The sequence below is a fragment of the Mesorhizobium newzealandense genome, assembly GCF_042682145.1.
GTDB classification, from domain to species: Bacteria; Pseudomonadota; Alphaproteobacteria; order Rhizobiales; family Rhizobiaceae; genus Mesorhizobium; species Mesorhizobium newzealandense.
Map to the genome: position 1 here is coordinate 247,897 of NZ_JBHUGZ010000007.1, position 11,986 is coordinate 259,882.

13 protein-coding genes are annotated in these 11,986 nt (G+C 62.8%); 8 read left to right on the plus strand and 5 right to left on the minus strand.

Translation table 11 applies throughout. From position 1 onward, the window contains the following. Position 1: 1 nt before the first annotated feature. The 4 genes from hmuQ to ACFSOZ_RS09990 all read right to left on the minus strand — a co-directional run bounded on the left by hmuQ (position 2) and on the right by ACFSOZ_RS09990 (position 4,171). Entirely contained in the window at positions 2–316 is a 315-nt protein-coding gene (gene hmuQ / locus ACFSOZ_RS09975) for an antibiotic biosynthesis monooxygenase family protein (RefSeq protein ID WP_379098131.1), read from the minus strand. Positions 317–376: 60 nt separating this feature from the next. Then, positions 377–1,399: a TonB family protein gene (locus ACFSOZ_RS09980; protein WP_379096702.1), complete on the minus strand. Its 1,023-nt coding sequence runs from the start codon at positions 1,397–1,399 to the stop codon at positions 377–379. Between the two features lie 91 nt (positions 1,400–1,490). Next, the gene (locus ACFSOZ_RS09985; protein ID WP_379096705.1) at positions 1,491–1,934 is read right to left on the minus strand and encodes a hypothetical protein; all 444 of its coding nucleotides are present in this window, start codon (positions 1,932–1,934) and stop codon (positions 1,491–1,493) included. A gap of 5 nt (positions 1,935–1,939) precedes the next feature. Further along, complete coding sequence (locus ACFSOZ_RS09990; RefSeq protein WP_379096708.1) at positions 1,940–4,171, minus strand: TonB-dependent hemoglobin/transferrin/lactoferrin family receptor; 2,232 nt, start codon at positions 4,169–4,171, stop codon at positions 1,940–1,942. Between the two features lie 200 nt (positions 4,172–4,371). Here ACFSOZ_RS09990 and hemP point away from each other — a divergent pair, with 200 nt between their 5' ends. Genes hemP through ACFSOZ_RS10015 form a run of 5 tightly spaced genes read left to right on the plus strand, consistent with a single transcriptional unit; the run spans position 4,372 to position 8,516 of the window. Beyond that, the gene (hemP, locus tag ACFSOZ_RS09995) at positions 4,372–4,578 is read left to right on the plus strand and encodes a hemin uptake protein HemP (protein ID WP_379096711.1); all 207 of its coding nucleotides are present in this window, start codon (positions 4,372–4,374) and stop codon (positions 4,576–4,578) included. Positions 4,579–4,600: 22 nt separating this feature from the next. Continuing rightward, positions 4,601–5,668 carry a hemin-degrading factor gene (locus tag ACFSOZ_RS10000; RefSeq protein ID WP_379096714.1) on the plus strand — a complete coding sequence of 356 codons (1,068 nt, stop codon included), beginning with the start codon at positions 4,601–4,603 and terminating at the stop codon, positions 5,666–5,668. Positions 5,669–5,679: 11 nt separating this feature from the next. After that, positions 5,680–6,588 carry a heme/hemin ABC transporter substrate-binding protein gene (locus tag ACFSOZ_RS10005; RefSeq protein ID WP_379096717.1) on the plus strand — a complete coding sequence of 303 codons (909 nt, stop codon included), beginning with the start codon at positions 5,680–5,682 and terminating at the stop codon, positions 6,586–6,588. Between the two features lie 12 nt (positions 6,589–6,600). Then, the gene (locus ACFSOZ_RS10010; RefSeq protein ID WP_379096720.1) at positions 6,601–7,704 is read left to right on the plus strand and encodes a FecCD family ABC transporter permease; all 1,104 of its coding nucleotides are present in this window, start codon (positions 6,601–6,603) and stop codon (positions 7,702–7,704) included. Between the two features lie 23 nt (positions 7,705–7,727). Further along, positions 7,728–8,516: a heme ABC transporter ATP-binding protein gene (locus ACFSOZ_RS10015; protein WP_379096723.1), complete on the plus strand. Its 789-nt coding sequence runs from the start codon at positions 7,728–7,730 to the stop codon at positions 8,514–8,516. 168 nt (positions 8,517–8,684) lie between these two features. Here ACFSOZ_RS10015 and rirA read toward each other — a convergent pair whose 3' ends face one another. Beyond that, positions 8,685–9,149 (minus strand): iron-responsive transcriptional regulator RirA, encoded by a 465-nt coding sequence (gene rirA / locus ACFSOZ_RS10020; protein WP_258594224.1) that lies wholly within the window; start codon positions 9,147–9,149, stop codon positions 8,685–8,687. A 271-nt stretch (positions 9,150–9,420) separates the two neighbouring features. Between rirA and ACFSOZ_RS10025 the strand changes: the two genes are divergently transcribed. From ACFSOZ_RS10025 to ACFSOZ_RS10035, 3 genes are all read left to right on the plus strand, one after another. Continuing rightward, positions 9,421–10,716 carry a DUF445 domain-containing protein gene (locus ACFSOZ_RS10025; RefSeq protein WP_379096727.1) on the plus strand — a complete coding sequence of 432 codons (1,296 nt, stop codon included), beginning with the start codon at positions 9,421–9,423 and terminating at the stop codon, positions 10,714–10,716. 109 nt (positions 10,717–10,825) lie between these two features. Then, entirely contained in the window at positions 10,826–11,254 is a 429-nt protein-coding gene (locus tag ACFSOZ_RS10030; RefSeq protein ID WP_379096729.1) for a phasin family protein, read from the plus strand. 194 nt (positions 11,255–11,448) lie between these two features. Then, positions 11,449–11,946, plus strand: coding sequence for a MaoC family dehydratase (locus ACFSOZ_RS10035; RefSeq protein ID WP_379096731.1), 498 nt, complete (start codon positions 11,449–11,451; stop codon positions 11,944–11,946). Positions 11,947–11,986 lie beyond the last annotated feature (40 nt).

Genomic DNA, 11,986 nt, shown 5'->3' on the forward strand with positions numbered 1-11,986 from the left:
CTCAGGCACCTTCGACGACGGAAAAGCCCTCGAATTGCGGATGGCCGAGGTAATGAACCTTTGTCGTGCCGACATTTCTGTGGGCGGCGCGAAAATTCTCCGACCTGGTCCAGGCGACGAAATCGTCGTGGCTCGCCCACACCGTGTGCGAGGCAAACAGTGTGTAGCCTTCGGTCTCGTTGACCGGACCGCGCAGCAGATGGAATTCACGGAACCCTTTCATCTCCGCAAGGCTGGAGTCGCGGTTCTTCCAGACGGCCTCGAAGTCAGCCTCCGAGCCGGTCTGCACCTTGAAGCGGTTCATGGCGATGTACATGGCGGTTCCTTTCATGCGGATGTTGATGGTTGGCGCCGCAACAGTTTGTTCTGTGAACATTCAAAATGGGCCGATTTCGGCCTCGAACTCCAAACTATTGCTTGCGGCTTGTGATGGAATTGGCGGGAAGGGCGCTGCCTTGCGGACGATGCCGAGGACGACCTGATCGAAGTTTGGCGATCCGGAGCTCTGCAGAATGCGCAGGTCATCGATGCCGCCACGGCTGCCTATGGCGAATGCCACAACGGCATTGTTGCGAGCGGCCAATTGCACCGAAGGCGGAACGCCACGATTGACACGGCTGAGCTTCCTGATGACGTCACCGCGGTAGCTGTCTTCCGCGGCGCGGCCTGCCTCTTTCTGCTTTTTGCCCTTGCTGGCTGCCTGCGCCAACCGGTCCAGGCCGTCCGCCGTGCCGCGCTTGTCATCCGCTTGGCTGGTTCTGGGCGGCGCGGCTGCCGGACTTGGCCTGGCGCTTGCGATCGGTGGCTGCTCTGGAACGGCGGCAGGCGCCTCGGTGCTTTCGGCCTGAACAGTCGGCTGTGCCGGCTTCTCAGTCTTCGGAGCCACGCTATGGTCATCGGAGCGTGGGGCGCCGGCCACCAGTATGTCCGGCGTCACCGCTGGTTGTTTAACGGCTTTCGGCAAAGGCTCGACGGGCTGCTTTGTCGCGTCCCTCGTGGGCTCAGGGGGCTCCGCAGGCGACGCCGGCCTGGCCGCCTTTGCCGGCTCTGGTTTGGCCGGTTGCGGGTTCGGCACCAGTGCAACATTTATTGCAGCGGGGTCCCGATCCAGCGCGCTGCCGACAACATTTGTGCCCGACTGATCGCTGCCTTCCGACTGCATGGCGTCCTGGGTATCGAATGTCCCTGAAGGCGAAATCAGAAAAGCCGCCGCCACCGCGGCATGGAGCAGGCAGGAGGCGACGACCGCCGCTGTCCATTTGCGGTTCCAGGCGGATGGCCGCGGCGGTGCAAGCGCCTCGGTTGGCGTGATAGCCAGCTCGGCGCTGGCTTCGGGGAGGGAGCTGATATCCGGCATGTCTCGCCGCGAGACCTGCAGCGACCCTAGCAGAATTGTCAAATCAAGTTCGTTTGCTGCCAGCGGCAGTCGGCCGCAGCCGGCCTGGGGCCAAGCCACGGTGTTTTGCAGGAATGCGGGATGCAGCCCCACTTCAGACGCCGAAAGCGATACCGGTCTTGGTGTCCGTCTTCAGCTTGCGCATGCAGGCATTCGGTTCAACGCCGGTGCCGGCGCATTCCGTCGCGCTGTTGATCAGCACACGGCTGACCTTGGCGCAGTCGGTGCCGGCCAAGTCGAAACGCGTCACCTTGGTCTTGCCGGCTGGCAATTCCTTGAAGTCGAGCACGGTCAACCGGTCGACGACGCCGGCCTCGTTGAACAATGCGATCTCGAACGCCGCCTTGGAGAGGTCAGCGCCGAGATCGTTGTTGACCACGAAGGTCAGGCGACAACCCTTGTCGGAGGCTTGTGCGCCATTGAGTTCGAGGGTCAGTGCGGGGACCGGCGCGGACACTTGTGCCCACGCCGGAACCATTGCAAGCGACATCGCTAACGTCGAGGTCAGCAGACGAAGGGATGTGATCAAGCGCATCATTGCCGTCAGCCTCCAAATCGCATCGTTGCCGCCAGCTTCAGCGTTATGCCCGGTTCATAGACCGCAACTGTCGTGCTGCCGTTCAACGGGTTGGCGTATTTGACATCGAACAGATTGTCGGCACGGAAATCGACCTTCAGATTGTCGGTCGCCTGATAGCTGGCGAAGGCGTTGACCAGCGTATAGTCCTTGGCCACCGCATTGCCCTTCGGCTTGCCATTGTACTGCACCTCGCCACCGACGGTCAGCTTGTCCTCGAGGAAGCGCAGGCCGAGCTGGGCCGTGACCTGCGAAGACGGGATGGTGGCGAGGTCCGCCCGGTCGCCGTCATAGGAAATGGTGTGACCATTGATGATGGAGGCGGAAAGTCCGGCGTAGCCCCATGCTGCATCGTAAACGCCTTCCATCTCGAAGCCGTTGATCTTCGCCTTGGCGAAATTCTGGTACTGGAAGCAGATCGGGATGCCGGGGCCGAACGGGCAGCCACTGGTCGGGTCGAACGGCGACAGTGTCACGCCGTCGATATAGTCGTCGACATTGTTGTTGAAATAGGCCGCCTTGATGCGGAGTGCGTCGCCGGCCTCCAGGATGTCGTTCTGCTTGTAGTTGACGCCGAATTCGGTCGTCTTGCCGGTCTCAGGCCGCAGATTGGGATTGGGCAGGAACGGGAAGCTGACGCCGGCCGGATGGTTGCCGCTGATCAGCGTTTCCGTCAGCGAGGGCGAACGGTAGCCTTCCGCATAGGTGCCGTAGAATTGCAGACCGGCGAGGCCCGCACTTTCAAAGGGCGAGACGCCGACGGTGATGCGCGGCGACACTCTGTCACCTGACGTTTCGTGGGTGTCATCCTTGAGGCTGTAATTGTCGTAGCGCAGCCCCGCGATGACTTCGAGCCACTCCCAGGTGAGCTTGTCCTGGACATAGGCGCCGGACACGCTGCGCTTGCCCGATGGCGTGTAGAAACTGTCGCCGCCGGCGGTGCCGCCGGTCTTGACGTTGTCCCCCACCCAGTCGCCGCCATAGGTCAATTCGTGAGCGATCTCGCCCGTTTCAAAGCGCGACGTGTTCCAGATGTCGATACCGGTGGTGCCGACGTCGAACGTCGATTGCGATCCCGCCGGCAAAACAATCGGAAGGCCTGTGACGGGGTCGAAGCGGTTCTGGGGGACAAGGCTGGTCAGGTCGAGATTTGTCTTGTTGTAGGAGGTGTTGATGTGGAGATCGAGCCAGCTCTTGTCTTCATCAGTGATGTTGTAGCGAGCGGTGAAGGCATTCGATTTCAGGTCCACGTCATTCACCGGCACACCGCCGCTGATCTCGTTCCAGCTGTCGCTTGAGCCGACCCAGCCGAGCTTCAATTCACTGTTGTCGGTCGGCCGGATGGTGGTCTTGAGCAGGCCGCTCAGCACATCGAAGCCGGTGCCCTTGACGGTGTCCCCACCGCCATCCTTGTAGTCGTCATAGTTGCGGTAGACGATGTTGCCGAGCGCGTCCCAGTTCTCGTTGAGGCGATAGGCGCCGGAGGCGCTGGTGGTCCAACCCTTGCCGTTGCTCTCATAGCGTCCGGTGACGGAACCAGCCCAGGTCTCGTCGGGCTTGAGGAAGTCCGCGGCGTCCTTGGTGTCGAAGAAGACGACGCCGCCGATGGCGCCCGAGCCATAGGTGTTGGCGACAGGGCCCCGGATCACATCGACGGATTTGACGAGCTCGGGATCGATATAGAAGGTCGACTGCGTGCCGTGGTCGGAACGCTGGAAATTCTGGCGCGCGCCGTCGACGATTACCGCGACGCGACCGAAATCCTGCAAGCCGCGGATGTTGATGCTGGTGCTGACGCGCCTGGCGTCGGCCTGTGCCGCGACACCGGGAACACCCAGCAGCATCTCGTTCGGCGTCGTCGCCATGCGGCGATCGAGCTGTTCCTGGTCGACATGACTGGCGGAGGCCAGCGATTCGATCGCCGTCTCGCCGGTGCGGCTCAGCACCAGGATCTTGTCGAGCAGCGTTGCGCCCGCCGGGGCAGGCTTTGTCTCTTCCACCTTCTGTGATTGCGCCGCCTGCTGTTCGGCGGCCGGCTCGGCGGCCTGCTGGGCGCTTGCCGGTGGCGTCAGCAACGCGGCTGCCGCCACACTTGCCAGCAAGGCTGCCATTCCTCTTGTCGCGGATCGCCCGCCAAGACCTTGATCAGACGGGCCGATGTCAAACCGGCTGCGCCATTCCCAATTCATCAACCCCATGCCCCAACTCCAAAGTCCAGGTTCGATGCTGGCTGGCCCGGGGCTGGCTGGCATTTTTGATCGTGTCCGGCGTCTTAAATCTTGACTCATTTGCTCCGGTATTGCACTGATTAATAAACATGATTATTCGAGTCAAGAAATGAACCGGCATTTATGCAACGCCTAGCCAGGCGCCCGGCACAGGAAAGGGATCAATCCAGATGAACACGCACAATCCCAATGACTTTCGCTATCGCGTCCGCCGTTCCGACGACACCTCGGCCCGTTTCGACCGGGTTCCGCTGGCGGTGCGAACCCTCTCCAGCAACGCGCTGTTCCAAGGCGAGCACGAGATCGGCATCGAGCATCACGGCGCGCTCTACCGGCTGAAGATCACCCGCCAGGGCAAGCTCATTCTCAACAAGTAAGACAAGGCAGTAGGGACGAGACATGGACCAGCGCGTAAAACCCGCCCCGCATGAAATCCGGCGGGCGCGGACAGAGAATCCGAAGGCGCGCGAGCGTGATCTGGCTGCCCAACTCGGCATTTCGGAAGCCGAATTGGTCGCCGCGCATTGCGGCGACGGGGTCGTTCGCATCGAGCCTCGCGTCAACGATCTTTTAACCGGCCTCGAAGCCGTCGGCGAGGTCATGGCTTTGACCCGCAATGAAAGCGCCGTGCACGAAAAGATCGGCGTCTATGACAAGGTCGTCACCGGCAACTACAATGCCATGGTGCTCGGCGAAAACATCGACCTGCGCATCTTCCCGAAAGTCTGGGCGCACGGTTTTGCCGTGGAAAAGCGCGATGGCGACGACATCCGCCGCAGCCTGCAGTTCTTCGACGCGGCAGGCGAGGCGGTGCACAAGGTGCATCTGCGGCCGGCTTCCAGCCTTTATGCCTATCAGAAGCTGATCGGTGCGCTCGAATCGTCGAACCAGGAGCCGACGGTCGACATTTCAGGGCAGATTTCCGACGACGAGGTCCATGGCGCTGAGATGACCGCCAGTCTCGACGATCTGCGCGACCGCTGGAGCCGGCTGACCGACGTGCACCAGTTCTTCGGCATGCTGAAGACGCTGAAGCTCAGCCGCCGGCAGGCGGTGCGCATGGTCGGCCAGGACTATGCCTGGCTGCTCGACAACGATGCCGTCCGTGCCATGTTCCATCATGCGGCCGAGGGGGAGATGCCGATCATGTGCTTTGTCGGCAATCGCGGCTGTATCCAGATCCATTCCGGTCCGGTCAAATCCATCAAGCCGATGGGGCCATGGATCAATGTGCTGGACGAAAGCTTCCACCTGCATCTGCGAACCGACCACATCCACGAGGTCTGGGCGGTGCGCAAGCCGACCAAGGACGGTCATGTCACCTCGCTCGAGGTCTATGACGCCGACGGCAAGATGATCATCCAGTTCTTCGGCAAGCGCCATGAGGGCGAGGGCGAGGGCGAGCGCGACGATTGGCGATTCCTGGCGGAGAACCTGCCGCGCATCCCAAGCCCGACCGCAGCCTGAGGATTACAGAAATGGTTTCCTTCTTAAAACTGGCGCATGTCCTCAGGTTGGCGCTCGGGCCGGCGATCGGTCTTTCCCTGGCTTTTGTCGCGCTGCAACCTGGCAACGCCACCGAGGGCGCGACGGTCTTTGCCGATCCCTCGAAGATAGCGGCCATTGGCGGCTCGATCACCGAGATCGTCTATGCGCTCGGCGAGGAGAAGCATCTGGTGGCTCGCGATTCCACCAGCCGATATCCGAAAGCCGCGCTTGAGCTGCCTGATGTCGGCTACATGCGCCAGTTGTCGCCGGAAGGTGTCCTGTCGGTTAATCCGACCGGCATCCTGGCTCTGCACGGCAGCGGTCCCAAGGAAGCCGTCGATGTGCTGATGAAGACGAGCATCCCGTTCATCGAAGTGCCGGAGCATTACAGCCACGAAGGCATCCTGGAAAAGGTCCGCATTGTCGGCAAGGCGCTCGGCGTCGACGCCAAGGCCGAGGTACTGGCCAGGGAGCTTGATTCCAAGCTCACGGCTGCCGAACAGCAGACGGTCTCGATCAAACAGCGCAAGCGCATCCTGTTCGTGCTGTCGATACAGGGCGGCAAGATCCTGGCCGCTGGCAGCGAGACCGCCGCTGACGGCATGGTCGAGCTGGCGGGCGGGGTCAATGCCGTCGAGGGCTTTTCCGGTTACAAGCAGATGTCCGACGAGGCGATCATCACCGCCAGGCCGGACGTCATCCTGATGATGAGCAACGCCGGGCCTCCGGTATCGGACGACGAATTGTTCTCCAATCCGTCGATCGCCTCGACGCCGGCGGGTGCCGCGCGCAAGCTGATCCGCATCGACGGCGGCTATCTGCTCGGCTTCGGGCCACGCACGGCCGACGCCATCCACGACCTCGCCGTCTCGCTCTATGGCGGGCAGGTCACGGACTGAGCGGGGCGGATCATGGTCGATCAATTGATCGCCGGCCCGGTCGAGGTGATGACGAGTGCATCCGAAGGCGACCGCTCCGGCCGCGCCCGCGTCGTCATCCTTCTGCTGTGCCTGGGTCTCGTCATTGCCGTATTGCTGTCGCTCACGTCAGGAGCGTCGGACGCATCGGCCGTCAACGTCATCAGCGACTGGCTGTTCGGCACCGTGCCTGATAACGCCGCGCTGAGCGCCCGCGACAGCCTGATCGTCTACGACATCCGCCTGCCGCGCGTCATCCTCGGCATGCTGGTTGGCGCGGCGCTTGCCGTCTCCGGCGCGGTCATGCAGGGGCTGTTCCGCGATCCGCTGGCCGACCCTGGCCTGATCGGCGTTTCGGCCGGCTCCAGCCTCGGTGCGGTTGCCGTCATCGTGCTCGGCGCCACGGTGCTGGCGCCAGTGACGGCATTGCTCGGCACGCTTGCGCTGCCGCTGGCGGCATTCTGTGGCGGGCTCGCCACCACATTGGTGCTCTATCAGGTTGCGACGCAACGGGGACAAACTTCGGTCGCCACCATGCTGCTCGCCGGCATCGCACTGGCGGCGCTCGCGATGGCGCTGACCGGCATCCTCATCTTCATGGCCGACGACCGCCAGTTGCGCGACCTGACCTTCTGGCAACTCGGATCGCTCGGCGGCGCGACCTGGGCGAAGATCGCTTCGGTCGGGCCGATCATCGTGCTGGCGCTGGCGGCGATGCCGTTTGTGGCCCGCGGCCTCAACGCGCTGGCGCTGGGCGAGGCGACCGCCGCTCATCTCGGCATCCCGGTGCAGCGGCTGAAATACACGGCCATCGTCGGCGTCTCGGCGGCGGTCGGCGCCTCTGTCGCCGTCAGCGGTGGCATCGGCTTCGTCGGCATCGTGGTGCCGCATCTGCTGCGCCTGCTGATCGGTCCCGACAATCGCTATTTGTTGCCGGCATCGGCGTTGCTCGGCGCCGCGCTGCTGCTGTTGGCTGACGCGGTCGCGCGAACAATCGTGGCGCCGGCCGAATTGCCGATCGGCATCGTCACGGCGATCGCCGGTGCGCCGTTCTTCCTGTGGATCCTGCTGCGCAAGCGCGGCGTAGTTGATTTGTGAGATTTGGGACCTGTGAGGCTTGGATGATCGAGGCAAGGGATGTTTCGGTTGACATCGCCGGCAAGCGCATCGTTGCCGGTGTCGATCTCGCTGCGCGGCCCGGCGAGATCGCCGCCATCGTCGGCCCCAATGGTTCCGGCAAGACGACCTTCCTCAAGGCGTTGTCCGGCGAACTCGCTTATGCCGGATATGTGGCCCTCAATGGCCGCGATCTCTCGGCCATGAAACCGGTCGAGATTGCCACCCAGCGAGCGGTGTTGCCGCAAGCGACGACGCTGTCGTTTCCATTCACGGTGCGAGAGGTGGTCAAGCTTGGCCTTGTCGGCGGCCGCTCGGGTGTCCTGCCGGGCGAGGATGCGCGGCTGCCGGAACGGGCGCTGGCGCGCGTCGACCTCGACGGCTTTGCCGGACGTTTCTACCAGGAGCTTTCGGGCGGCGAGCAACAGCGTGTCCAGCTCGCGCGGGTTCTGTGCCAGGTCTGGGCGCCGGTGCTCGACGGCAAGCCGCGCTATCTGTTCCTCGATGAGCCGGTTTCCAGCCTCGACATCAAGCATCAGCTGATCATCATGAATATCGCCCGCGACTTCGCCAGACGGGGCGGCGGTGTGGTCGCCATCCTGCACGACCTCAATCTGACGGCCATGTTTGCCGACCGGATCTTTGTCATGCATCGCGGCAGGCTCGCCGCCACTGGGTCGCCACAGGATGTGCTGAGCGACGATCTGATCGAAAAAGTGTTCGACTGCCGGCTCAGGGTCGGCGTGCTGCCGGCCGGCAACATGCCGTTCGTGCTGCCGCAATCAGCGGCGTAGGTCTTGTTGAGATTCAGGTGAGGCCGGCCTGCGAATGGCCGGTTTCCTGCGCTTCCGGTACTCACGTACCCAAACGTACGCTCCGTTCCGGTTCTCGGATCCCACCATTCTCGACTCGGCCTGACCTGAATCTCAACAAGACCTAACTCAGATACGGGGTGGCCGGACTCAGGCAGCGGGTGCGCGGCGCTCCACCAGCATGTCGATGCCGAGCAGGTTGCGCACATTCGGCCGCGCTGCCACGAGATCAGCGATCGTGTAGCGGGCGAGCACGGCGAAGAACGCGTTCAGCGCCTCACGCAACGCCGAGTTCAGTGCGCAGCTGTCGACCAGCGGGCATTCGGCGGCATCGTTCTCGAAGCATTCGGCCATGGCGAAGCTCTCTTCGGTCACGCGCACGACATCGAACAGGCTGATGGCTTCGGCCGTCCGGCCAAGCTTGACGCCGCCATTCCTGCCACGCACGGTCTGGACAAGGCCATGCTCGACCAGTGGCTGCAGGATCTTGAACAGGAAAAGCTCCGACACCGAATAGGCGGCCGCGATCTCGGGGATGCGGCTCAATCGGTCATCATTCGCCGCGCAATACATCAGGATGCGCATGGCATAGTTGGTCTGGCGCGTAAGCCGCATTTTGTCCTCACAAGGCACTGGTGCGGTGCAACCACGCCAGATTTCAAAACTTGCCGATGCGGCTTTGAAAATTTCGGATTCGCCACATTAGCCTGAGCCGAATATGGCCTATACCTTGGAACAATTCCAGACTGGCTTCGCATAATAGATGAATATCCTCCTCAACTTTGTGTGCGCAGCCGGGCCAGACGCGGTGCGAAATCCGCTGTCACGGGCATTTTGCCTGATGAAACACTAAGTAGGCCCGAGATCGATGAGGAGCGGCTCTTCCATGTCCCAATCGGCTCCGTCCCTGGCGCCTGTCCGTTTCGATGCCGACGCGGACGCCAAGCTTTCCGCGTTGCGGCGTACCAAACTCGTGGCAGCGGCAGCGCTGGCGTTTTGCGTGCTGGTGTTTGCGGTCGCCAAATCGTTCGAGCACACCTATCCATGGCTCGGCTTCGTTGCTGCCTTTGCCGAGGCCGCGACCATCGGCGGCCTGGCCGACTGGTACGCGGTGGTGGCGCTGTTCCGACGGCCGCTGGGGCTGCCGATCCCGCATACCGCCATTATCCCCGAGAACCAGAGCCGCATTGCCGACAATCTCGGCCGCTTCATCGAGGTCAACTTCCTCGCTCCTGAACCGGTGCGTGAAAAGCTTGCCGAGGTCGATTTTTCGGCGCTCGTCGCCGACTGGCTGGCCGATGCCGAACGCGCCGCCGGCCTGTCGCGCTTCGTCGTGCGGCTGGTGCCGCAGACGCTTGCCGCCGTCGAGCAATCCGGCCTGCGTGGCTTCGTCACCAGCCGCATGCTCGAGCAGATCGAAAAGGTGCCGCTGGCACCGCTGGCCGCCGAGCTGTTGTCGGCGCTCACCGACGATCGCCGTCACCAGAAGCTGTTCGACGAATTCACCAAGGTGATCGGCCGGTTTCTCAATGACGAGCAGGCGCTGGCGACGATGCGCGAGAAGATCCGCGAGGAGCTGCCGTCGCTGTTCAACCTGTTCCGCGCCGACGCCTATCTCTTGAAGAAGATCGTCGCTTCGGCCGGTTCACTGCTCGACGAGGTCCGGGCCGATCCCGACCACCCGATGCGCGCCGAATTCGACCGTTTCGCTCAAGCCTTCATCGAAAAGCTCAGGACATCGAAGCAATATGCCAAACGCGCCGAGAAGCTGAAGCGCGATTTCCTCGCCCGGCCGGAGGTCAGGGGACTGGCCGGCGACATGTGGGCGAGCCTCAGCCAGTTCATCGAGCAGGATACCAAGGCACCCGAGTCGATCATCCGTGCGCATCTCGCCAACATGTTCGTCGAGGTCGGCCGGCATCTCGCCAGCGATGCACAGATCCGGGCCGACATGAACCAGGGCTTCGTCGTGGCGCTGGCTTCGTTTGTGGAGAGCCAGAAGAGCGGCGTGTCGAAATTCATCGCCGACCAGGTCAAGCGCTGGGATCTCGCGCAGCTGACGCGGCTGATCGAGATGAACATCGGCAGGGATCTGCAATACATCCGCTTCAACGGCATGATCATTGGCGGGCTAGCCGGCGTCGTGCTCTATGTCGCCGAGCGGCTCTTCCTCGTCGGCTGACGAGCGGTCGAGCCTGGGTCGATTCCACGGCGTTCGAATGGACAGCCAGCACTTCGGTGCTATTCTCCATCCGGGAGCCCAATCGGCGGCGACAGGGGAGAAGATGATCATGGCCAAGCAACCGGAATCCGATTCCTTCATGGACATGTTCGGCAAGTTTGGCCGCGACCTGAAGGTGCCCAACGTCGATGTCGAGGCGATCCTCGCGCATCATCGCAAGAACATCGAGGCGCTGGAGAAATCGGCCCGAGCCGGTGCTGCCGGCGCGTCGTCGCTGTTGTCCAGGCAGCGCGAGATGCTGCAGGATACGCTGCGCGAGGTCACCGAGATGGCGCAAAGCTACAGAGCGCCGGGCAATCCGCAGGAATTGATGGCCAAACAGACCGAATTCGCCCGCAAATCCTTCGAGGCTGCGTTGAAGAATGCCGGCGAAGTGGCTGAACTGGTCAAGAAATCCGGCACCGAATCGGTCGACATCCTGCGCACGCGCATCAAGGAGGCGATGGAGGAAATCCGCGCCGGCTACGACAGGAAGTAGCGTTCTGCGGCCAGGGCGGCGTTGTTGCCGCCGGCAGCCCCTGAAAGCCAGGAAATCCCGATTTGCCCTGCCACAACGCCGGGCGGAGTGGCACGATCGCGGCCGAAATCGGCGGAACGGATTTGCACCGACCGAATTGACAGGGGCTGCCAGTTCGTGGTCCGGAGGCGTTGGATGCGATCGGGAAACCAGGAATGACTGAAATACGGCCTAAGACGCCGCTGACCTACGCGCAGTTGAGGACGATGGCCGGGCAGGAGCTTGGCGTGTCGGAGTGGACGACGGTCGACCAGAATCGCATCGACCAGTTCGCCGAATGCACAGGCGACCATCAATGGATCCATGTCGATCGGGAGAGGGCGCGACGGCAAAGCCCGTTCCGCACGACGATCGCGCATGGCTACCTGACGCTGTCGATCATCGGCGCGCTGGCGCTCGGCATGGGCATCGTGCCGGAGAATACCCAGGCCGCGTTCAACTATGGCTTCGACAAGGTGCGTTTCCTGGCGCCGGTCAAGGTCGGCGCGCGCATCAGGCTGCGCACCACCCTGCTATCCATGGAGGACAGGGGGCCTGGCCAGTATCTGATGAAGGCGGCCAACACGGTCGAGATTGAAGGCGAGAAAAAGCCTGCCCTGATGGCCGAAACGCTGGTCATGCTCTATGAGCGGCGCAAGCGGGCAGGGGCCTGAGCCGCGGTCCCACAGGATATCACGCTTCGATCGCCTGCCG